This is a genomic window from Sphingopyxis macrogoltabida (assembly GCF_001307295.1).
Classification (GTDB): Bacteria; Pseudomonadota; Alphaproteobacteria; order Sphingomonadales; family Sphingomonadaceae; genus Sphingopyxis; species Sphingopyxis macrogoltabida_B.
Genome location: NZ_CP012700.1, coordinates 1,224,533 through 1,245,060, shown reverse-complemented (window position 1 = coordinate 1,245,060; position 20,528 = coordinate 1,224,533). Strand labels below are relative to the sequence as shown.

Annotated in this window: 22 protein-coding genes; 12 read left to right on the top strand and 10 right to left on the bottom strand. The window is 65.1% G+C overall.

What is annotated here, in order from left to right; all coding sequences use genetic code 11:
* Position 1 precedes the first annotated feature (1 nt).
* On the top strand, positions 2 to 298 hold the full coding sequence (locus AN936_RS05795; protein ID WP_054587298.1) for a ribosomal protein L7/L12: 297 nt from the start codon (positions 2 to 4) through the stop codon (positions 296 to 298).
* Between the two features lie 26 nt (positions 299 to 324).
* Positions 325 to 594 (top strand): CBU_0592 family membrane protein, encoded by a 270-nt coding sequence (locus AN936_RS05790; protein WP_054587297.1) that lies wholly within the window; start codon positions 325 to 327, stop codon positions 592 to 594.
* Here AN936_RS05790 and AN936_RS05785 read toward each other — a convergent pair.
* Positions 591 to 2,045, bottom strand: coding sequence for an amidohydrolase family protein (locus AN936_RS05785; protein ID WP_054587296.1), 1,455 nt, complete (start codon positions 2,043 to 2,045; stop codon positions 591 to 593). The genes AN936_RS05790 and AN936_RS05785 overlap by 4 nt on opposite strands.
* On the opposite strand from AN936_RS05785, the gene AN936_RS05780 reads away from it, so the two are divergent.
* The 6 genes from AN936_RS05780 to AN936_RS05755 all read left to right on the top strand — a co-directional run bounded on the left by AN936_RS05780 (position 2,026) and on the right by AN936_RS05755 (position 9,998).
* On the top strand, positions 2,026 to 2,637 hold the full coding sequence (locus AN936_RS05780; protein WP_158500051.1) for a nuclear transport factor 2 family protein: 612 nt from the start codon (positions 2,026 to 2,028) through the stop codon (positions 2,635 to 2,637). The genes AN936_RS05785 and AN936_RS05780 overlap by 20 nt on opposite strands.
* Positions 2,638 to 2,749: 112 nt before the next feature.
* Positions 2,750 to 3,682 (top strand): LysR family transcriptional regulator, encoded by a 933-nt coding sequence (locus tag AN936_RS05775; RefSeq protein ID WP_149037600.1) that lies wholly within the window; start codon positions 2,750 to 2,752, stop codon positions 3,680 to 3,682.
* Positions 3,683 to 3,817: 135 nt separating this feature from the next.
* Positions 3,818 to 4,609, top strand: coding sequence for an alpha/beta fold hydrolase (locus tag AN936_RS05770; protein WP_054587293.1), 792 nt, complete (start codon positions 3,818 to 3,820; stop codon positions 4,607 to 4,609).
* Entirely contained in the window at positions 4,606 to 5,823 is a 1,218-nt protein-coding gene (locus AN936_RS05765) for an FAD-dependent monooxygenase (protein WP_054587292.1), read from the top strand. The genes AN936_RS05770 and AN936_RS05765 overlap by 4 nt, the downstream gene beginning before the upstream one ends.
* 136 nt (positions 5,824 to 5,959) lie before the next feature.
* Positions 5,960 to 8,065, top strand: coding sequence for a TonB-dependent receptor (locus AN936_RS05760; RefSeq protein ID WP_054587291.1), 2,106 nt, complete (start codon positions 5,960 to 5,962; stop codon positions 8,063 to 8,065).
* A gap of 115 nt (positions 8,066 to 8,180) precedes the next feature.
* The gene (locus AN936_RS05755; protein WP_054587290.1) at positions 8,181 to 9,998 is read left to right on the top strand and encodes a gamma-glutamyltransferase family protein; all 1,818 of its coding nucleotides are present in this window, start codon (positions 8,181 to 8,183) and stop codon (positions 9,996 to 9,998) included.
* A gap of 24 nt (positions 9,999 to 10,022) precedes the next feature.
* Here the strand turns inward: AN936_RS05755 and AN936_RS05750 are convergent, their stop codons facing one another.
* From AN936_RS05750 to AN936_RS05740, 3 genes are all read right to left on the bottom strand, one after another.
* Entirely contained in the window at positions 10,023 to 10,505 is a 483-nt protein-coding gene (locus AN936_RS05750) for a GAF domain-containing protein (RefSeq protein ID WP_054587289.1), read from the bottom strand.
* Between the two features lie 31 nt (positions 10,506 to 10,536).
* Positions 10,537 to 11,577 carry a bile acid:sodium symporter family protein gene (locus AN936_RS05745; protein WP_054587288.1) on the bottom strand — a complete coding sequence of 347 codons (1,041 nt, stop codon included), beginning with the start codon at positions 11,575 to 11,577 and terminating at the stop codon, positions 10,537 to 10,539.
* A gap of 88 nt (positions 11,578 to 11,665) precedes the next feature.
* Positions 11,666 to 12,874 (bottom strand): MFS transporter, encoded by a 1,209-nt coding sequence (locus tag AN936_RS05740; RefSeq protein WP_054587287.1) that lies wholly within the window; start codon positions 12,872 to 12,874, stop codon positions 11,666 to 11,668.
* 310 nt (positions 12,875 to 13,184) lie between these two features.
* Between AN936_RS05740 and AN936_RS05735 the strand changes: the two genes are divergently transcribed.
* From AN936_RS05735 to AN936_RS05720, 4 genes are all read left to right on the top strand, one after another.
* The gene (locus AN936_RS05735) at positions 13,185 to 13,613 is read left to right on the top strand and encodes a VOC family protein (RefSeq protein WP_054587286.1); all 429 of its coding nucleotides are present in this window, start codon (positions 13,185 to 13,187) and stop codon (positions 13,611 to 13,613) included.
* Positions 13,610 to 15,325, top strand: coding sequence for a gamma-glutamyltransferase family protein (locus tag AN936_RS05730; protein ID WP_149037599.1), 1,716 nt, complete (start codon positions 13,610 to 13,612; stop codon positions 15,323 to 15,325). The genes AN936_RS05735 and AN936_RS05730 overlap by 4 nt, the downstream gene beginning before the upstream one ends.
* Before the next feature lie 29 nt (positions 15,326 to 15,354).
* Positions 15,355 to 15,666 carry a carboxymuconolactone decarboxylase family protein gene (locus AN936_RS05725; RefSeq protein WP_054587284.1) on the top strand — a complete coding sequence of 104 codons (312 nt, stop codon included), beginning with the start codon at positions 15,355 to 15,357 and terminating at the stop codon, positions 15,664 to 15,666.
* 964 nt (positions 15,667 to 16,630) lie between these two features.
* A complete protein-coding gene (locus AN936_RS05720) occupies positions 16,631 to 16,924 on the top strand; it encodes a hypothetical protein (protein ID WP_054587283.1) in 294 nt (97 codons plus the stop codon).
* Between the two features lie 57 nt (positions 16,925 to 16,981).
* Here AN936_RS05720 and AN936_RS05715 read toward each other — a convergent pair whose 3' ends face one another.
* From AN936_RS05715 to AN936_RS05690, 6 genes are all read right to left on the bottom strand, one after another.
* On the bottom strand, positions 16,982 to 17,644 hold the full coding sequence (locus tag AN936_RS05715; RefSeq protein WP_234715756.1) for an alpha/beta hydrolase: 663 nt from the start codon (positions 17,642 to 17,644) through the stop codon (positions 16,982 to 16,984).
* 150 nt (positions 17,645 to 17,794) lie between these two features.
* On the bottom strand, positions 17,795 to 18,064 hold the full coding sequence (locus tag AN936_RS25900; RefSeq protein ID WP_420496843.1) for a DUF6961 family protein: 270 nt from the start codon (positions 18,062 to 18,064) through the stop codon (positions 17,795 to 17,797).
* Between the two features lie 77 nt (positions 18,065 to 18,141).
* On the bottom strand, positions 18,142 to 18,579 hold the full coding sequence (locus tag AN936_RS05705) for a VOC family protein (RefSeq protein ID WP_054587281.1): 438 nt from the start codon (positions 18,577 to 18,579) through the stop codon (positions 18,142 to 18,144).
* A 47-nt stretch (positions 18,580 to 18,626) separates the two neighbouring features.
* On the bottom strand, positions 18,627 to 19,175 hold the full coding sequence (locus AN936_RS05700; RefSeq protein WP_149037597.1) for a hypothetical protein: 549 nt from the start codon (positions 19,173 to 19,175) through the stop codon (positions 18,627 to 18,629).
* Between the two features lie 183 nt (positions 19,176 to 19,358).
* On the bottom strand, positions 19,359 to 20,147 hold the full coding sequence (locus tag AN936_RS05695; protein ID WP_054587279.1) for an SDR family oxidoreductase: 789 nt from the start codon (positions 20,145 to 20,147) through the stop codon (positions 19,359 to 19,361).
* The gene (locus tag AN936_RS05690; protein WP_054587278.1) at positions 20,144 to 20,521 is read right to left on the bottom strand and encodes a nuclear transport factor 2 family protein; all 378 of its coding nucleotides are present in this window, start codon (positions 20,519 to 20,521) and stop codon (positions 20,144 to 20,146) included. The genes AN936_RS05695 and AN936_RS05690 overlap by 4 nt, the downstream gene beginning before the upstream one ends.
* Positions 20,522 to 20,528: the final 7 nt, after the last annotated feature.

The following is a 20,528-nucleotide window of genomic DNA, read 5'->3' as shown; positions in this document are numbered from 1 at the left end:
GATGGTCGGCAAACTGCTCTTTCTCGCCGCCGGCCTGCTGATCGGGCTTCTCCTCGCGCGCTTCCTGCGCGGCGGCGGGCGCCGCGACCTCACCGCGCCGCCGCCGGCGCGCCCGCCGATGCCGCGCATCGGCGAAGCGCGGGTCGTCGATGCGCAGATCGACGACGATGAAATCCGCGAATTGATCCGTCAGAACCGCAAGATTGAGGCGATCAAGCGGCTCCGCGACCAGACCGGCCTCGGTCTCAAGGAAGCGAAAGACGCAGTCGAGGCGATCGAAGTCCGGATGCCGCGCTAGGCGCGCTCACCCGAAAAGGACAGGTTATGGACGCGCTGGGACTGGCGATCGAAGTCATCGGCTGGTCGGCCGCGGTGGTGATCCTCGTCGCCTATGTGCTGCTGTCGCTCGGCAAGCTCGAGGCGCGGAGCTATCTCTATCAATGGATGAACGTCATCGGCGCCGCCGGTTTCATTCTCAACTCGGGCTATAACGGCGCGATCCCGTCGGCGGTGCTCAACGTCATCTGGGCCGGGATCGGCCTTTTCACCATCGGCATCGTCTGGCGCGCACGCCGGACGCCGCTGGTGCACTAGGGCTTCGCAGCCTCCCCCTTCCACGCCGCGACCTTCGCGCGGGTGTCGGCGAGCATCTTGTCCAGCGCCGCGCGGTCGTGCACCTGCCCCCGCATCACCACCGTATGGATCGCGCGCGTCGCCGCGATGTCCTGCAGCGGGTTCTTGTCGAGCAAGACCAGATTGGCTGCCATGCCTGGCTTGACCGCGCCATAGCGGTCGAGCCAGCCGAACCACGCGGGCCCAGCGCGCGTCGCAGAAGCGAGCGCCTGCGCGGGGGTCAGGCCTCTTTTCGTGAACAGCTCGATCTCGTCGTGCAGCCCGAAGCCCGGATAGTTAAAGCTGTTGAGGAAGCCCGCGTCGGTTCCGGCGATGATCGGAACGCCGGCCTCGGCGAGCATCGGCAGCACCTCGCTCACCGCATCGCTGTGCGCGTGGCGCGCCGCGATCGCCGCAGCATCCGCCTTCGCCGCGCGTTCGATGCGCCAGTCATAAGTCTTGCGCAGCTTCGGGCCGATATAGGCGAGGCCGGCATCCATGCTGTGATCGTCGCGGTCGAGATAGTCGAGAATGCGGCTGCCGTTGAGCGTCGGGGTAACATACACGCCTTTAGCGGCAAAATCGCGATAGGCGGCTATCGCGGTGGCGCGATCGAATCCGGCGCTCAGCCGCCGGTTCGCCTCGGCGCGATCGATCCGTCCCGCCGCGAAATCGGCGGCGATCGCGGCCTCGTCCTTCGCTCCCGCATTATAGGCATAGTCGAGATGCTCGATCGAGCTGATCCCTGCATCGACCGCCTGCTCGACCGTCAGCGCCATGGGAATATGCCCCGAGGTGCGGAGCCCCAGCGCCTTCGCCTGCCGCAGCGCATAGAGGAACAGCTCGGGTTTCAGCGTATTGTCGGTGATCTTGACGAAATCGACCTTGTCGCGGTTTTTCAGCCGATCGAGCGCCGCATCGACATCGGCCTCGCTGCCGACCTCGATCGTCCCCTTCCACACCGGCGCGATCCCCTCGATCTTCGCGCCCGAGGTCAGCAGGCGCGGGCCGAACAGGCTGCCGTTCGCGATCTCGCTCCGCCACGCCAGCACCTGATCGGCAAGGTCGCCCGAACAGTCGCGGATCGTCGTGATTCCGTTCGCGACATAGAGCGGGAACAGCGCCCGGTTCTCCTCGATCAGTTCGGGCCCGCCACCGAAATGGACATGCATGTCCCACAGGCCGGGGATGAGGTAGCGCTCCTTGCCCTCGATCGTCCGTTCTGCACGCCAGCCCTTCGCGACGCCGGCGTCATCGCCGACCGCAACGATATCGGCCCCGCGCAGCACGACCGCCTGCCCGGCGACGGCCTTCGCCGCCTCGACATCGATGACGGTCACATGGCGGATGATGACATCGCCCTGTTGCGGCCCGGCAAGCGCAGGCGAAGCAAGTGACAGCGCGGCAGCAAGGGTGACAAGCAGGCGTTTCATCAGGCGACCTTTCGGATCAGGGCAGTTCCATAATATACCGGGAAATATCATCCGGCACCGCGAGAGAAAGAACAAAGCGCGCCGTGGCATCATCATGCCCCGCGCTCATATCCGCAATGACCCAACGGTCTTTGCGACGTTGCCCCCGGCCAACTACGCTCCTTCCCCGCCGGAAGACCGACCGGCGAAGAGGAAGGATATCGCCCCGATGGATGCCGCCCGCACGGAGATCGAAGCCCTCGAACGCGACCGTGCCGCCGCGATTGCTGTCGGCGATCTCGATCGGCTCGCGGCCATGGTGACCGATGACTATCACCATGTCGATGCCGATGGTTGCGTGCGCGACAAGGCCGGCTATCTTGCCGCCATCCGCTCGGCCGCCGGCCGCTATCTGGACTATAAACTGCGCGACAACCGGATCGAGGTGTCCGGAACCGTCGCCTGGGTTCATGGCAGTTTCGACAATCGGTTCGAGGCCGCGGATCGCTCGGTCAGACGCAAGCTCGCCCGACACATGCGCCTCTACCGGTTCGAAAACGGCGGCTGGCGCAATTTCTATCATCAGGGCACTTTGATCGCGGCGGCCGAATGACCTCGCTGCGAAGCCCGAAAATTGACGCGCGCCGTGCAGCCGCTATCAGATTTGCGGATCGGGGTGCGAGGAACCCGGCCCGCCGGCGGCCGGATCTGTGAAGGTGGGCGCGATGGAACTCAGGCAACTGCGCTATTTCAAGGCGGTCGCCGATGCGTCCAGTTTCGTCCGCGGCGCCTATTATCTGAATGTCGCGCAGCCCGCGCTCAGCCGATCGATCGCCAAGCTGGAGGATGATGTCGGGCAGGCGCTTTTCGTTCGCCACAACAAGGGTGTCTCGCTGACCGACGCCGGCGAGCGCTTCTACGAACGCGCCGCCGCCATCCTCGAATCGGTCCGCCAGCTCGGCGACGAAATGGCGACCGAGGGCGGCGACTTCTCCGGCATCGCCACCCTCGGCGCGCCGCAGTCGATCCACAACAAGCTGTTGCTCCCGGTGATGACCAGCTTCCTCGCACGCTACCCCGAGTGCCGCGTCGACCTGGTGCAGGGGTCGAGCTCCTATCTGCGCGACAAGGTCGCCGACGGCGATATCGATGTGGCGCTGGTATCGAACATGCCCGAGGCCAGCGGTGTCCTGATGACCCCGCTCGTTGACGAAAGCTTCTGCCTGATCTGCCCGAAGGAACGGCTCGGCGATTTCGGGGCGAGCGTGGACGTTCCCGATCTCGTCGGCCTGCCGCTGATCCTCGTCGGCTATCCGAACAGCATTGTCGACAAATTTCAGGAAACGCATCCCGAACACGCCGCCAAGCTCATCGTCCGCAGCAAGGTGAACAGTTCCGCGCTCATGAGCGACCTTGTCGAACGCGGTGCGGGTTTCGGCATCGCGCCGAGCTGCGTGATGGCGCCGCAAGGCAATTCCTCCGTCGGCTTCGTCCCGATCGAGGGCCTGCGCACGTCATGGGCGATCGCCACCCACTGGAACCGGCAGGGATTCAAGGCGATTTGCGAGATACAGGACATGCTCGTCGCCTTGTGCGACGACCTGCTGGAGCGCGGCGAATGGCCGACGGCCGAGAGCAGGAGAGCCACCGCTGCCTAGCCGGACAGGCCGCATGCCCCCCAGGCATATGTTCGATGAAAACTCAGTCTTGGACAGGCAGCGCCCGCGGTTCCTATGCATGACAATAAGGTGACACGGCAGGCTTTTGCGGTGATGACGCTGGGAGATCGGGCCATGGAACGGGCCATTGCTGAGACAGTCGCGCTGCGCTTCGACGAAAACGGGCGCGGCGAACCGCTTATCCTGCTGCACGGCAGCAACGCCGATCGCCGCCAATATGCGAATTTCATGCCGCTGCTCGGCGAAGGCATTCGCGCCATCGCGACCGACCAGCGCGATTCGCCCGACAGCCCCTGCGCGCCCGAGCCTTATGGCATGGCGGACCATGCACACGACCTCGCGCATTTTCTCGACGAGCGCGGGATCGATCGGACGCATGTCTTCGGCGCCTCCTATGGCGGGGCGGTCGCGATGACCTTCGCGATCCTCTATCCCGACCGCGTCAAAAGCCTGATATTGGGGGTGACCGGTTCGGAGCGCTCGCGCTTTCACGCCCCCGATCTCAGCGCGCTTCGCAACGACGATCCCGATGCCGTCCGCCGCTTCATGATGGAAGCGGTGATCAGCCCCGAGGCGATCGATAACGAGCCCGATCTCGTCGCCGAAATCAACGACGTCCTGCTCATCCGCGAGCCCGAGGCTTTTGCCCGGCGCGCGGCCGCCATCGAGGCGCATGATATGACCGCGCGCCTCGGCGAAATAACCGCGCCGACCCTTGTCCTTGCCGGCGAGCATGATCCGATCGCACACGCCGCAGAAGCCCGCGAAATGGCCGCCGCCATTCCCGGTGCGCGTTTCGAGATGCTGACAGACAGCCGCCACGGCATCACGCTGCAGTATCGCGAACGCACGGCGAAGATGATTCGCGACTTCGTCCTCATCAACAGCCAGGAGGCGGAAGCATGAGCCGCGCACGCAAAGCTCTGGTCAGCGGCGCCAGCATCGCAGGTCCGACCGTCGCCTACTGGCTCGACCGCCATGGCTTCGATGTCACCGTCGTCGAACGCGCCGACGCGCTCCGCAGCGGCGGCTATGCCATCGACATTCGCGGCACGGCGATCGATGCGGTCGAACGGATGGGCATGCTGCCCGAGCTTCGCGAAGCGCATATCCGCACCCGCCACTGGCGCTTTCGCGGTCCGCGCGGCGTCATCGCGAGCATCCCCATGGAGGATATTACAGGCGGCGTGGCCGGCCGCGACGTCGAGATTCCGCGCGGCGCGCTCGCCGAGATTCTCTATGCGCGAACCCGCGACAACATACCCTATCGGTTCAACGACTGCATCGTCGCGATGAAGGAAGATCGCGACGGCATCGACGTCACCTTCCGCAGCGGCCTCGAGGAACGCTATGACGTCGTCATCGCCGCCGACGGCCTGCATTCGACGACGCGCGAGCAGGCCTTCGGCCCCGAAAGCCGGTTCAGCAGCTATCTCGGCTGCTGCTTCATCGGCTTCACGGCGCCGAACAGCTTCGGCTTCGACCACGAACTCAATATCTACAATGTCCCGGGGCTTGCCGCCGGCGCTTATGAAACCGGCGCGGAGAGGATGAATTGCCTCTTCGCCTATCGCCGGCCGGAACCCGCCTCGTCCGAATATGCCGACCTCGACGGCGTTCGCCGCGATATTCGCGCGCGCTACGCCGGACAGGGCTGGATCATTCCCCAGCTCCTCGACGCGATGGATGCCGCGGACGATCTCTATTTCGATTCAATGATGCAGATCCATATGCCGAAATGGTCGAGCGGCCGTGTCGCCGTCGTCGGCGATGCAGCCTACGGGCCGTCCTTCTTTTCGGGACAGGGCACGAGCACCGCGATCGCCGGCGCCTATGTTCTCGCGGGCGAACTCGCCGCGCATGACAGCCATCAGGCGGCCTTCGACGCCTATGACCGCGAAGCGAGAAAGTTTATCGAGGATAATCAGGCAACGGCCTATGGCGGCAGCGACCTGATGGTGCCGCCGACCCGGCTGAAGCTCTGGAAACGCAACCGCATGATGAATCTGGCGCCGATCCTCACCCGCCTCGGGATGATGCGGCAGGAAGAGCGCGACATCAACAGCTCGCTGAAATTGAAGGATTATACGCCGCAGCCCAAGGCGCAGGCGGCAGCCTGACGGCGCGGCCCCAAGGCCGCCCCGCAAGGAAGCACGGAACGAAAATCATTCGCTGCGAGGTGACTCGCGGCACGGGAAACCATTGCCCGCGTCAGACGGGCGGGAACCACGGCAACGAGATAAAGGGGATGGAGTTATGCACGTTCGAAAGTTGATCCTGACCGGCTCTGCTCTCGCGGCCCTCGTCGCGCCGCTGATGGCGGCGCCATCGGCCCATGCGCAGGAAGCGACGGAGCAAGCCGAAGAGCAGAGCTATCCCAACGAGATCGTCGTCATGGCGCGCAAGCGCGCCGAGCGCCTTATCGACATTCCCGAAACCATCGCGGCGATCAGCGCCGACACAATCAAGGATGCCGGCATCGCCTCGCTCGAGGATGTCGGCCGCCAGACGCCGAACATCGTCCTCAACCGGCGCCAAGATAACGAACCCAATGTGGTCATTCGCGGCGTCGGCGGCTTCGGCAACACCCAGGGCGTCGGCTTCTATGTCGACGACGTCCAGAATTTCACCGATCAGTCGGCGGCGATCGAAGATGTCGAGCGGATCGAAATCCTGAAAGGCCCGCAGGGCACGCTCTATGGCGGCAGCAATATCGGCGGCGCGATCAAATATGTGCTGAAGCGCCCGACCGACACATTCGGCGGCGAAGCCCGCGTCGAATATGGCAGCTTCGACACGATCAACGCCTTCGGCGCGGTGAACCTTCCCGTGGGCGAGACTTTCGCCGCCCGCGTGTCAGCCTATTATAACCACACCCGCGGCTTCGTCGCCAACACTTTCCTCGGCGGATATGCCGACCGCAGCACCGAATGGGGCACGCGCATCGCGATCGGCTGGCAGCCGACCGACAATCTCGATATCCAGCTCAGCTATCGCCATAACGAACTCGCCAACGGCGGCAACGTCTATACGACCGCGACCGAACGCCCCGACGGCAGCGCCATCTATCGCCGGACGATCGAACTCAACACCGATGTCGAGAACCGGAAGCGCGTCGACGGCGTCATCTTCAGCCTTGCCTATGACATGGGGCCGGTCGAACTCACCAATGTAACGTCTTACACCCGCCGCAAGGTCAACTTCGCTTGGGATCTCGATTACAGCGCAGCCGATGCGGTCGTCGCCTTCAATGGCGACCGCAACACGGCGAAGGTCTTTACGCAGGAACTCCGCCTCGCCTCGACAGGGACTAGCGACTTCGACTGGCTCGTCGGCGCCTATTATTCGTCGGTCGCCGACCGCGGCATCACCAACAACGCCGACCTGTACCTCGGCCCCGATGCCGGCGGGCCGGTCTTCATTCCCGATTTCAACAACGGCGACTCGCTCGAGAAGCAATATGCGCTGTTCGGGACCGCCAACTACCGGATGGGCGCTTTCCGGATCGGCGCCGGCGTCCGCGTCGGCCGCGTCGAGTTCAAGGGCACCGACAACAACATCCCGATCACTGTCCCGGTCAACGAAACGGTGGTGCTGCCGAAGATCACCCTGTCCTACGACGTCGCTCCCGATGTCATGCTTTATGCCAACTACGCGCTCGGCACCGAGCCCGGCCGGGTCAACCTGACCAGCGGCACGGCGGGCGCCTACAGGTCGGAAAAGGCCTCGGCGTTCGAGGCGGGTATCAAGGGCACAACGCTCGACCGCACGCTGACCTTCGAGCTCGCGGGCTACTACATCGACTACAAGCGCCGCCAGTTTGAAACGCAGATTGTACTGCCGAGCGGCGTGATCACTGAGGAAGTGGCGAATATCGGCCGCTCGGTCAGTTGGGGTTTTGAAGGGGGTCTGACCTATCGTCCGATCGACGGTCTCACCCTCTCTGGCTCGGCGGGCTATCTGAATTCGAAGTGGAAGGACAAGAACGCCCTCTACTATCTCCAGCCGGTCGACGGCCTCACCGTTCCCAATGCCCCCGAATTCACGGCCAACGCCAGCATCGACTACAAGATCCTGGTCGGCAGCGACCTCGAGATCGGACTGCGTGCCGATTACAATCACGTCAGCAAATTCTTCTGGAATATCAGGAACACCGCGAACCAGCCGGCTTATGATCTGGTCAACCTGCGGGCGTCGATCGGCGATCCCGAAGGGCGCTGGGAGTTCGCCGTCCGCGCCGAAAATGTGTTCAACCAGAAATATTTCAACGAGCTGACAGCGGACGTGTTCACGGTCGGCGAAGCGCTCGCGGTGCCGGGTGCTCCCGCGCGCGTCATGGCGTCGCTTTCCTTCAAGATGTGAAGCCGCGCGGCCGGGCGTCATGTGTCCGGCCGCGCCCCGTCCGCCAAGCGAAGCGGGCGACGGATACAGACCAGCAGCACTCCGACAGCCGATACGTTTCAAGGAATCCCTCCCCATGACCGAATTCACCACGCGTCCCGAACTCAGCGGCACCTTCGGCGCCGTCGCGTCGACGCACTGGATCGCGAGCGCGGTCGGCATGCGGTTGCTGGAGGCCGGGGGCAATGCGTTCGACGCCGCGGTGGCGGCGGGCTTTACGCTGCAGATCGTCGAGCCGCACCTCAACGGCCCGGGCGGCGACGCGCCGATCCTCGCCGCGCGCGCAGACGATGCGCAGCCGACGGTTATTTGCGGACAGGGTCCTTCGCCGTCGACGGCAACCATCGCCGCTTTCGACGAGCGCGGCCTCGAAATGATCCCGGGGACCGGCCTGCTCGCCGCCTGCGTGCCGGGTGCATTCGGCGCATGGATGACGCTGCTTCGCGATTTCGGCACCCGGTCGCTGCGCGACGTCATCGAGCCCGCGGTCTATTATGCACGCGCCGGCCATCCTTTGCTGGGCAATGCGGCCGATGCGATCGCTTCGGTCGCCACGCTGTTTGCCGACGAGTGGACCAGTTCGGCGGAGCTCTACCTCGGGCGCGACGGCGTCCCCGCGGCGGGCTCGCTGTTCCGTAACCTAGTGCTGGCGGATTTTTACGAGACACTCATCGATCACGCCGAAGCCGTGTCGGGGAATCGCGAGGCGCAGATCGAGGCCGCGCTCGCTTACTGGTATGACGGACGCGTCGCCGAAACGATCGACCGCTTCATGCGCACCACCGAAGCGATGGACACCAGCGGCCGGCGCCACCACGGCCTGCTCAGCGGCGCCGACATGAACGGCTGGCGGCCGCCGGTCGAGCGGCCGATCAGCATCGACCACGGCGATTACCGGCTGTTCAAATGCGGCGCATGGAGCCAGGGACCCGCCTTGCTTCAGGCCATCCAGATTCTGAAGGGCACCGATATCGGCGCGATGCCGCCCGAATCCGCCGACTATGTCCATATCGTCGGCGAAACATTGAAGCTCGTCATGGCCGATCGCGACGCCTGGTACGGTGACGCGATCCCGGGCGGCGTGCTCGAAGAACTGCTCAGCGAAACCTATGCCGCGGAAAGGCGGGCGCTGATCGGCAGCGCGGCGAGTCACGAATTGCGCCCCGGATCGCCGCTCGGCTTGGCGCCGCGCATTCCGTCGCGTCGGCAGAAGACGGCCAGCGCCGGCGTCGCCGGCGGCGGCGTCGCCGGCGGCGGCGAACCCACGATGGCGCGGCCGCTCGAAGTCAACGCGTTGCAACGCGGCGATACCTGTCATGTCGATGTCGTCGACAAATGGGGCAATATGGTTTCGGCGACGCCATCGGGCGGCTGGCTCCAGTCGAGCCCGGCGGTTCCCGGTCTCGGCTTCGCGCTCGGCACGCGCATGCAGATGTTCTGGCTCGACGAGGGTCTGCCCGGGTCGCTCGCGCCATCGACCCGGCCGCGCACGACGCTGACCCCTTCGCTCGCCTACCGCGACGGCAAGCCCTATCTCGCCTTCGGCACCCCCGGCGGCGACCAGCAGGAACAATGGTCGCTGCTCCTTTGGCTGGCGCATGCGGTCCACGGCCGCCCCTTGCAGGCGGCGATCGAAACCCCGGCCTTCCACACTAATCACATGCTCGCGAGCTTCTGGCCGCGCGAGGCGCAACTCGGTTCGCTTGTCCTCGAAAGCCGCTTCCCCGCGGCGACAATTGCCGGACTGAAAGCCCGTGGCCACCAGGTCACGCTGGGTGGTCCATGGTCCGAAGGGCGCCTGTCGGCCTGCGCCCTCGACCGGCAGCCCGGCGGATCGCTGCTTCGCGCCGCCGCGAACCCGCGCGGCATGCAGGGCTATGCCATCGCTCGCTGATCGTTCGATCGCGCCGCCGGTCTGTCAGGACAGCGCAGGTACCAGGAACTGGGCGATAATCCTTGCCGCCGCGATGTCATCATCGGAAAAGCTGCCTTCGGCATCGAGAATGTTGAACGTACCGAGGCATCGTCCGTTATACAGCACCGGGGTGTTGATCACCGCGCCGAGCCCCATGCCGGCGAGTGTCGCATGATCGTCGAACGCCCAGCGCAGCGCCTCGGCGTCGCGGCCGACATATTGCTCGCCGCGGATCAGGACCAGCTCGCCCCATGGCACCCCGCGCTTCGATTTGCGCCCGCCGACCGGATATTCGGCGCCGACGCTCGTAAACAGGCGTTCGAGCGCCATCTCCTCGGGATGAAATCGCATGACGGTGCAGAGGCGGTGGCCGATGATCTGCCGTGCGCAATCGGAAGTCGCCCCGAACAGTGCCGACGGCGTATGCGGGCCGCGCGATACGGCAGCCAGCGCCGCGAGCGAAGCAAATAAGGCCTGACTGCTCACCCCATCGTCTCCGTGTCAGTGCGCAGCTGGATCACCCGTTCGCGGGCACCACAGCCGCGACCGGCGCCTCTGCCTGCCCCCGCCGGACATAGCGCCGCGCAAGGGCCGAGCAAGCGACGAGCTGCAACGGATGATAGAGCATCAACGGCAACAGGATCGCGCCGAGCGCCGGATTGGCTCCGAAGATGATCTTCGCGATCGGCGCGCCGTTGGCGAGGCTCTTCTGCGAGCCACAGAACACCGCCGTGATCTCGTCTTCGCGCGAGAAGCCCAACGCGCGGCCGGTCAGCGTTGTCGCTGCAATCACGGCCAAGAGCATCACGATCACCAGCGCCGCGACGATGATCATCGTCGTCACCGGATAGCGCGACCATATCCCCTGCGCCGTCGAATTGCAGAAGGCGGCATAGACGATCAGCAGAATGACCCCGCGATCGAGCTTGGTCACGACCGGCTTGTGCTTCGAGACGAAACCGACGAGCCAGCGGCGGAGCAACTGGCCGACCGCAAAGGGCAGCAACAGCTTGGTCGCAATGTCGATCACCGTATCGGCGAGCGGAAGCTGGTGCGCGGTGCCGGTGGTCTGGAGCAGCGCGATCAGCGCCGGCGTGATGAGCATCCCGGCAAGGCTCGACAGCGTGACGTTGAATATCGCCGCGGGAATATTGCCCTGCGCCATCGATACCGTCGCAACCGACGACGAAATGGTGGTCGAGAGCGCACAGAGGTAGAAGAAGCCCAGCCGCATCTCGGGCGCGATGAAGCCGGCCGTGCCGACATAGACCAGCGCGCCCAGCAACGGGAACAGCCCGAAGGTGCAGAGCTGGACGACGATATGCAGTTTCCAGGCCTGCGCCCCTGCCCTCAAGGCCTGCGGCGACAGGTTGACCCCGTGGAGGAAGAAGACGAGCGCGATGCCCGCTTCGGTAATTGGCGCGAGCGGAATAGGGCCGCCCGAAGCGCCGATCCCCGGCGCGACAAGGGCCAACCCGACGGCTGCGACGAGAGCCAGGACGAAGCCGTCGGGAAGAAAACGCCGGAGGCCGGTATCGGAGGTCTGAGAGCTTGCCATGGCCGGCCGTTAGCACCCCGCCCGGCCCCGGGGCCAAGACTGTCTTTTCATCGCCCGGATACCCGGGGTGAATAGCGATCCGCCCGCGTCACACCTTGTCGCGAAAACGCGGCAGCAGCGTGAAGAGGATCATCGTCACGATCAGCAGCGCCGCGCCGGCCCACAGCCCGATCATATAATTGCCGAACCGGTCATAGAGAAAGCCGAGGATCAGCGGGCTGACCCCCGTGCCGGCGATGAAGGCGGCATAGAGCCAGCCGAAAGCACGGGTATACCCCTGGCGCCCGAAATAGCGCGAGACGAGATAGGCCATCAGGTCGGCCTCGGCACCCAGCGAAAAGCCGATCGTGACCGCCGCGATCGCCGCATAGGTCGCGCCCCAAACCGCCAGCAATGCAAAGCCGGTGACGGCGGCGCACGAGATCAGGATCAGCACGTGCGGCGCAAAGAAACGGTCAGCCGCGGCACCTCCTGCGACGCGCCCGACCATGCCCGACAATCCAATCAGCCCAGCCATCGCCGCTGCGTCGGCGCCGCTGAGGCCCGCATCGGTCAGCATCGGTACGAAATGGACGAGCAGCCCGCCGATCGAGAGTGCGAAAAAGCCGAAAGCGCAGAACAGGATGACAAAGATCCGGCGAAGCTGCGGCGCCGGGTAAAGCGGTCCGGTCACCGGCGCGCCCTCGAGCGTGAGCGGAACCGCGGGCGCATTGTCGCGCAGCAGGAGCAGGAACGGCAGCATCGCCGCGATCAACGCCGCGAGCATCAGATAACCGCCGCTCCACCCGCCGCGGTCGATCGCCGCCGACACCAACGGCGGCCCGATGGTGGCGGCGAGGCTCGGACCGAGCAGCGTGATGCCGAGCGCGAGACCCCGCGCCTTGGCGAAATGATTGGTAACGACGCGGGTATAGGCGATCGGCGCCGCCGCCGCGCCGACGGCAGCGATCAATATGTGACCGGCGTAAAGGAGTGCGAGCCCCGAAAGAAAGAAGGCGAGCGCGACATAGAGCGACGAGGCGCCGACGATCGAAAATGCAACCGTCCGCCGGACGCCGAAACGGTCGATGACCCGCCCGACCACGGGCGAGGCCGCCGCCAGCGCCAGTGTGAAGAGGAGCACCGCCAGCGACAACTCGGCTCGCCCCCAGCCGAAATCCTTCTCCAGATGCGGAATGAAGACGCCCGCCGTATAGATCGGCAAGGCCGATACGCCGAGGCAGCAGCCGAGCATACCCGCCAGCAACAGCGGCCACCCCGTCCGGAACTCGCCCGTCGCTCCGCGCTCGATCGCCATCGTCACACCATGTCTCCCGTCCCTTGCCGCCGCCGACCGCTCGCCCCGCCCATCATCCCAAGGCGCGACCATGTCCGTGACCCGCAGACATAGGAAGCGCGGCCGACATATGTCCAAGACCCTTGAGGAATGCGGCCCATGACTATGTTCTATATGACCGGAACCGGCCGATGCGATATGCCCCTTCCCCAACAGGCGTCCCCGCGCGGATCGCGCCCGGCGCTCACAAACGAGCGGTCGGGAGCCCCGGCATCGCGGTGATCGACGAAGATATCGCCGTCAATCGGGACGGTCAGGAAAGGAGCCGCACATGCACCTGAAAGGCCTCGATCATGTTACGATCAACACCGCCGACCTTGATGCAACCCTCGCCTATTATTCGCGCTTCCTCGGCATGGAGTCGGGCTGGCGGCCGGTGATGCCGGTGCCAGGCATCTGGCTCTACGCGCCCGGCGGCGATTATCCGATCCTGCATGTCATCAGCGTCAGCGCGACGACCACGCCCGACGAGCGCCGCGCCGTCGACCACCTTGCCTTCCGCTGCGAGGGGCTTGCCGATCATCTCGCCAAGATGGACGCGGCCGGCGAAAGTTATGAGGCGCGCCCGGTCCCAGAAACCAACCTTGTGCAGGTTCACCAGAACGACCCGAACGGCATCCGTGTCGAACTGACGTTCGAGGACGAACCGCTTCCCGATCATATCGTCTGGACCGATTTCCAGGCGGCTTCGGACGAGTGACCGCTACGCCGGCACTTTCCCGCCCGCAGATCGAGGGCAAGCGCCACGTCGTCTCGTGCGGCAATTTCCTCGCGGCGCGGGTCGCCGACGCCATTCTCGCCGCCGGCGGTAACGCGGTCGATGCCGGGGTTGCCGCGGGCATCGCGCTCGGCGTCGTCGAAAGCGAGATGGTCGGCTTCGCAGGTGTTGCGCCGATCGTGGTCCGGATGGCCGCCACCGGCGATGTGATCACGATCGCGGGCCTCGGCTGGTGGCCGAAGCTCGCGACGGAGGGCATGTATGCCGATACCGGCGCGATTCCCGACGGGCTCGGGCGGACCGTCGTCCCTGCGGCGCCCGACGCCTGGCTGACGGCGCTCGAAAATTACGGCACCATGTCCTTCGCCGAAGTCGCGGCGGGAGCCGAGGATCTCGCGACCAACGGCTTCACCATGTACCCCTTCATGTCCGAAATCATCGGCATGTTCGCCGCCGATCATGCGCGGTGGGAAAGCAATGCTGCAATCTACCTCCCGGGCGGAAAGCCGCCCGAGCCCGGCAGCCTCTTCGTCCAGTCGGATCTCGGCGCGACGATCCGCTATCTCATCGATCAGGAAAAGGCGCACGCGAAAGGCGACCGGCGCCGCGGCCTGCAAGCGGTCCGCGATGCCTTTTATCGGGGCGACATCGCGCGCACGATCGTTGCCTATCATGAAGCGAACGGCGGACTCCTGCGCATGGACGATCTGGCGGGCTACAGCTCGGAGATCGAACGCGCGGTAAGCCGCAAGTTCGGCAACGCCGACGTCCACAGCTGCGCGCCATGGTGTCAGGGCCCGGCGCTGCTCCAGATGCTGGCGATGGTCGACAGGCACGCCGTCGCGGCGATGGGCCACAACAGCGCCGATTATGTCCACCATCTCGCCGAAATCATCAAACTGGCCTTCGCCGACCGGCACGCCTTTTTCGGCGACCCGCGGTTCGTCGACGTGCCGGTCGAGCGTCTGATATCGGATGCCTATGCGGCCGAAAGGCGGCAGATGATCGATCGCGCAAGGGCGGCGCCTGAAATGCCCGCCCCCGGCCCTGCGCTCGGCCCCGCACTTCAAGCCCCCGTCCTCGAACCAAGCGCCGCCGCGGGACGCTCGCTCGACACCTCTTACGTTGCGGTGGTCGACCAATGGGGTAACGCCTTTTCGGCAACGCCGAGCGACATATCGAACGACACGCCGGTGATCCCGGGCCTCGGCATCGCGGTTTCGTCGCGCGGCAGCCAGAGTTGGGCGTCTGCCTCGCATCCCTGCTCGATCGCCCCCGGCAAGCGCCCGCGGCTGACCCCCAGCCCGGCGCTCGTCTCCTATGCCGACGGCTCGGTGATGGCGTTCGGCACCCCCGGCGGCGATGTCCAGTTGCAGTCGCTGCTGCAGGTCTTCCTCGCGATCGAACTGTTCGGCATGGAGCCGCAGGCGGCCGTCGAGGCACCGCGCTTCGCAAGCTACAGCTTCCCCGACTCGTTCGAACCGCACAATTATCTGCCGGGCCGGCTGGCGATCGAAAAGCGGCTCGCGGATCGGGTCGGCGAAGATCTTGCGGCGCGCGGCCACGACATCCAGACATGGCCCGATTATCCGTGGCGGGCTGGCGCCGTCTGTATTGCGCGGCGCGACGGCAAGAGCGGCCGCCTCACTGCCGCCGCCGACCCGCGCCGGCCAGCCTACGCCATTGGCTGGTAGGGGCCTCCGTAACGCGAAAAGGGGAGCAAATGACAGGCGAGTTCGACAGCGCACATGGCCGCGCCACGCGCGCCCGCATCATGGGCGACGAGTTGGTGGACGCGGTCTATTCGGCCGCCGACGATATGCAGCAGGATGTGCAGGATTATGTCAGCGCCTTATGCTGGGGCGAGATATTCAACCGCGACGGCCTGTCGCAACAGGTGCGGATTCTCATCAACATCGCCGCGCTGGCGTCGATCGGCGAACGCGACACGATGAAGCATCATGTCCGCGCTGCCGTCCGCCTCGGCTGTTCGCGCGTCGAGATTCGCGAAGCGATCATCCAGGCCGCAGCATGACCGGCATCGGCCGCCCGCCCTCGCCTGCCGCGCCGCGAGCGAAGCGCTCGGCGAAGAGTAACCCCGGTCCGCAGACAGCGCCTTGCGGCGTCTACCGACCGCGCTCGATGCCGCGGAGAAAGTCTGCACATCCGGATCGTTACGGGGCACTCCGGACACGAATCATCCCGAACGCCGCACGAAGCTTTGTCCTTAATGGATGGCTACGGATGTCGGGGAGACCCCGGCGCAGGGCTTGTATCGAACTTATATATTAAACCATTGACTTAATTTATTTTTTCTTTGAACGAGAACTCCCTTCCTCCACACTCTCCCCCACATTTCCGACGGTCTAACGCTTGTTGGATTCCCAAAAAGATGCGCTTGATCTGGTTTTGGGTAAGCTATGGCGGATCCCGGCAAGGCGTTTTCGGGCACGGCAATCAAATGCCCGAATCCCAAAAACGGGCCGTCTTCAATCCAGTCCGTATCGGTCGTGAATCGCCGATTTGGATGGAATGAGCGATGCTGTCGAGGCGGCGCGGAATGCCGCAAGGCTCAGCGAGACGTAGGTCTCCCTGGAGACCATCCCTGCAGCGTGAGCAGGGACAGGCCGGGCTTAAGGAAACGGCGCGCACGCAAAGCGCCGCAGCGCATGCGAAGGACGGAAGGAACGGCGCTTTTTAGACCCGGGAACCGCGTCGGCGCGAGGAGCCCACACGGCCTGCGGGGTAAAAAGCGTGAGGGACGGCCGTTGCGCGGCGTTTCGCGCCCGGCCAGACGGCTCACTCGGGCACCGGGATGGTCCCGGCGGTGACAGGCACGAAGCGCGGCTAAAGAATTTTTGCTGAACACTTCATCGAAATTGGCATGGCCAGCGCCGGGGGATCGGAGCAATGCGTGAGCACGCGGTCACCGGATTCGCGGACGGGGCGGTCCGCGGCGGGTTTTCGACCGCGACGAGGGCGCGGACCAGGGGGATCGAATGGAAGGCAGGGCAGAGCTTCTGATCGCGGGCGAGCATGGCGATATCCAGCAGATCGCTGCGCGCAGCGCGGGAATCTGGGTTGGATTATCGATCGACGATGCCGCGCATGCCGCCCTGCGCCGCGACGGGCTCGATCCGGCACGGCTGCGGCTGACGGGGCTCCACCCGTTCGAATTTTCCGGTGCGGCCGATGGCGGGCTCCAGGTCGTGGCGTGCGCGAACGACAATGAGACGGCGGAAGCGCTGCTCGACCTGTTCCGGATTTACTTCCTCCGGCGCCTGCTCGCGTGATCATAGCTTTCGGGGATGCGCCGCCGGGCCCCGACCGGGGCTGAAGGCGGATAGCCGTCACGACAATCGGGCGAAGGCCTCGGCGATGAAATCGCGGCCGAGCCGCAATCCGACCGGATCGACACTGTGGCCCACGCCATAGGAGACGTGCGTCGTGACATCGACGCCAAGGCGCTTGAGGTCGCTTTCGGACATGTGGAGCGCGGCAATCGGTACGACCGGATCGGCCGTTCCGTGCACCAACAGCACCGGCGGCTTTGGGGAGGCGTCATGGGCAAGGCCGAGCGTTCCGGCGAGCATGCCCGAGTAACCGACGATCGCGGCGACGGCGCGCGGCCGACGCAGACCGACATGAAGCGCCATCATCGTGCCCTGGCTGAAGCCGACGAGCGCGAGATCGGCTTCGGTCAGTTCATATTGGGCGAGCTTGCGGTCGATGAAGGCGTCGATCGCCGGTGCAGCCGATGCCGCGCCGGCCGCCAGTGCCGAGGGTGCAAATCCCGACAGGCCCCACCATTGATAGCCTGCGCCCATCATGCTGCAACGCTGCGGCGCGTGCGGCGCGAGGAACAGCGTGTCGGGGAGCGCCTCCTGCCACTGGGGCGCGAGCGAAATCATGTCGGTGCCGCTCGATCCGAAGCCGTGCAACAGCAAGACGATCTTTTTCGGTGCGTTGCCCGAGCGCGGTTGCAGGCTGGCGCCATTCACGATTTTCGACAAATATGACCTCTTTCCGGTTGCCGAAGGTTATTTGGTCATTGGCAATTCGCTCGACAAGCCATGAGTGGTCCGGCGCTGCGGTCAGGATTTGCACGACCACCGGAGCGTTGCGGTCGCGTGAGCACTGCTTGCCGGGTCTTGAGACGGACGTCAGGGCCGCGCCGCCGCTGCCCCCATCGCAGCGGGACCAGTCGATGCGGGTGACGACGGGTCGGCCGCTCGTCGCCCGCCGAAGTAACGGATTGAATGAAGGTCGTTCAGACAGTCTGCAACCTGGGACCAGAATTCGTCTTCCCGATCTTCTCCGCGGGCCCGAAGCGCCTGAATCCTATCGGCAATGATTGCCGACGCGCGGTCGCCATATCGGGTTTCGAGTGCGAGCACCTGACCCCAAAGGTCATGGTCGGCATTACTTCCCATCGCTGCGACTCCGATGTGTTTGCCCAACGCTAGCACATCGACGCCAGTGCACCAAAAGGCCGGTAGCCGACCAACGCTCAACCCAGCTCCTCGGCAAGCCCGATGAGAATCCCTTCGGGTCCACGGATATAGCAGAGCCGGTATATGTCCTGATAGTCGACGACCTCGCCTACGAGCTCCGCGCCGCGCGCGCGAACCCGTTCCAGCGTGTCGTCGATGTCGTCGACGGCGAACATCGCGCGAAGATAGCCGAGGGCGTTGACGGGGGCGTGTCGGTGATCGGCAACGACGGACGGCCGCAAAAAGCGAGAAAGCTCAAGCCTGCTGTGGCCGTCGGGTGTGCGCATCATCGCAACTTCGACATGCTGGTCGCCGAGACCCGTGACACGGCCCGCCCATTCACCTTCGATCGTAGCCCGCCCCTCGAGCTCGAGGCCGAGTTCGAGAAAGAAATCCACCGTCGCATCGAGATCCTCGACGACGATTCCCATATTATCCATCCGCTTGATCGCCATGATGCCAGTCTCCTGATGTCGCGCTTGTTGTCAGGGCGTCCCTGCCCCTAACCGCCCTTCTTTTGCGCCCGCGCCGCCCTGACACCGGCGAGGAACTGTTTTTCATCGACCTTCATCGCCAGCCCTCGCGCTGACAGAAAAAATGCCGCCCGCGGCATGGTGATATTGCCCTCGCTGGTGGTCAGTATTGCGCCCTGAGGCGCCATCGCCATGACCTTGCCGAGCACCGTGGCACCGTCGGCGCTCCGCACCTCGGCGCCAGGTTTCAATGCTCCATCGACCGCCGCTGCATCGGCCTCGGCCTGCCTCAGGACCGCGACAATCTTCGCCTTCGGGGCTTTCAGCGCCGGGCCCTTGGCGCTCTTCACGAAGGCATTCTTCGGCACGACGAGCCCGTTGCCATCGATGGACACCGCAACCCTGTCTCCGGACACTTTCGCGATCTCGCCGACCTGTTCGCCATTCTGGTCATAGACCCTGGTCCCGACAACCAGCGAAACAGCAGGCGCGGCATCCTGCGCGTGCGCGGCGGGCGCAGCGAGCACTAGGGCGCTCGCAAGGCACAGCGCCGCCGTCGGGGTGAATGATCTGGGCATGAAAGACTCCTCTGGAACCAGAGTGCCTTCCCGTGCCGCACTGCATGACAGCACGCCAAATGCGATGCTGATCGGGCGTGCAATGGACGCGGCGAGACGACGTCCCTGCCCCTCAAAGCCATCGGACGCGTCCCTGCCGGCTGCCGGCGTCCGCCGCGAGGTGCGAGCGTCGGGGCAATGACCTCAGACGGTCGGAACGGTGCCGCCGTCGATGACGAACTCGGCGCCGTGGATGGCGGCAGCGCGATCCGAAGCCAGATAGGCGATGAGATCCGCAACCTCATGCGGATCGGCCGGACGCCCGATCGGGATTCCGCCAAGGCCTTCAAGGACGACCTGCCGCGCGTCTTCGATCGTACCGCCATTGGCGGCCTGCAGCCGCTTCAGCAGTTCCTCGGACGCTTCGGTCATAATCCAGCCGGGGGAGACGATATTGACCCGCACCCCCTTCGACCCGAGCTCCTTGGACACCGACTTGCTGTAGGTCCTGAGCGCAGCCTTGGCGGCGGCGTAGGCGGTCGTCGATTCCGGAAGCGGCAGCACCGACTGGATCGAGGTGACATGCACCACCGTGCCGGCGCCGCGTTCGACCATCTGCGGAATCAGAAGTCGATCAAGGCGAACCGTGGCCAAAAGGTTGAGGTTCAGCTCTCCGAGCCAGTGATCGTCGGTCAGGGCGGCGAAGCCCCCGCCCGGTGAGGATGAACCGCCGATCACATGGGCGACGATGTCGACGCCGCCCATTTGCGCGAGCGCCGCGGCAGCGAGGCTTTCCCCGCCCGCCGCTGTCGTCAGGTCGGCCCGGACGAACTCGACGCCGGCAATGGGGTCGGGGTTTCCGCGGGCGGCGGTCATCACCCGGGCGCCGCCGGCAAGCAAACGCTCGACGGTGGCGCGGCCCAAACCCTTGGTGCCGCCGCTGACGATAACGCGCTTGCCCGCGAACTCGGTCGGATCAACGTTAATGCTCATAGGGTGATCTCCAGCGTCTTGATCAGGTCATTCTCGAGCGTGAAGGCATAGGTGAAGCGGATCGGGCTGCCCTTGAAGTCGCCATGGGCCGGGCCTTCTACGACGATCCTGCCCTTCTCGTGGCGCACGCTGTCCGGCGTGAAGATGGCCTTCACGGCGACGACCTCGTCTTCGAACAGCGTCCTGATTTCGGGGTGGCCCGCGTGGCGATGGCCATTGTCCACAATAAGCGCATCGGCGGCAAACGGCTTCAGCATTCCGTCGACATCCAGCCGCGCGTTGGCCTCGACAAAGTCAGCGATCGGTTTGGGCAAGGCTGCGACAAGCGCTTCTGCGCCGGGATTATTGGTGTCGGATTTGCTCTTGGTCTGCATGACAAGT

Excerpts from the sequence above, each read along its gene's own strand:
- AN936_RS05795 (WP_054587298.1), top strand. The coding sequence starts at position 2 with ATGGTCGGCAAACTGCTCTTTCTCGCCGCCGGCCTGCTGATCGGGCTT.
- AN936_RS05790 (WP_054587297.1), top strand. The coding sequence starts at position 325 with ATGGACGCGCTGGGACTGGCGATCGAAGTCATCGGCTGGTCGGCCGCG.
- AN936_RS05785 (WP_054587296.1), bottom strand. The coding sequence starts at position 2,045 with ATGAAACGCCTGCTTGTCACCCTTGCTGCCGCGCTGTCACTTGCTTCG.
- AN936_RS05775 (WP_149037600.1), top strand. The coding sequence starts at position 2,750 with ATGGAACTCAGGCAACTGCGCTATTTCAAGGCGGTCGCCGATGCGTCC.
- AN936_RS05770 (WP_054587293.1), top strand. The coding sequence starts at position 3,818 with ATGGAACGGGCCATTGCTGAGACAGTCGCGCTGCGCTTCGACGAAAAC.
- AN936_RS05765 (WP_054587292.1), top strand. The coding sequence starts at position 4,606 with ATGAGCCGCGCACGCAAAGCTCTGGTCAGCGGCGCCAGCATCGCAGGT.
- AN936_RS05760 (WP_054587291.1), top strand. The coding sequence starts at position 5,960 with ATGCACGTTCGAAAGTTGATCCTGACCGGCTCTGCTCTCGCGGCCCTC.
- AN936_RS05755 (WP_054587290.1), top strand. The coding sequence starts at position 8,181 with ATGACCGAATTCACCACGCGTCCCGAACTCAGCGGCACCTTCGGCGCC.
- AN936_RS05745 (WP_054587288.1), bottom strand. The coding sequence starts at position 11,577 with ATGGCAAGCTCTCAGACCTCCGATACCGGCCTCCGGCGTTTTCTTCCC.
- AN936_RS05740 (WP_054587287.1), bottom strand. The coding sequence starts at position 12,874 with ATGGCGATCGAGCGCGGAGCGACGGGCGAGTTCCGGACGGGGTGGCCG.
- AN936_RS05735 (WP_054587286.1), top strand. The coding sequence starts at position 13,185 with ATGCACCTGAAAGGCCTCGATCATGTTACGATCAACACCGCCGACCTT.
- AN936_RS05725 (WP_054587284.1), top strand. The coding sequence starts at position 15,355 with ATGACAGGCGAGTTCGACAGCGCACATGGCCGCGCCACGCGCGCCCGC.
- AN936_RS05720 (WP_054587283.1), top strand. The coding sequence starts at position 16,631 with ATGGAAGGCAGGGCAGAGCTTCTGATCGCGGGCGAGCATGGCGATATC.
- AN936_RS25900 (WP_420496843.1), bottom strand. The coding sequence starts at position 18,064 with ATGGGAAGTAATGCCGACCATGACCTTTGGGGTCAGGTGCTCGCACTC.
- AN936_RS05705 (WP_054587281.1), bottom strand. The coding sequence starts at position 18,579 with ATGGCGATCAAGCGGATGGATAATATGGGAATCGTCGTCGAGGATCTC.
- AN936_RS05700 (WP_149037597.1), bottom strand. The coding sequence starts at position 19,175 with ATGCCCAGATCATTCACCCCGACGGCGGCGCTGTGCCTTGCGAGCGCC.
- AN936_RS05695 (WP_054587279.1), bottom strand. The coding sequence starts at position 20,147 with ATGAGCATTAACGTTGATCCGACCGAGTTCGCGGGCAAGCGCGTTATC.
- AN936_RS05690 (WP_054587278.1), bottom strand. The coding sequence starts at position 20,521 with ATGCAGACCAAGAGCAAATCCGACACCAATAATCCCGGCGCAGAAGCG.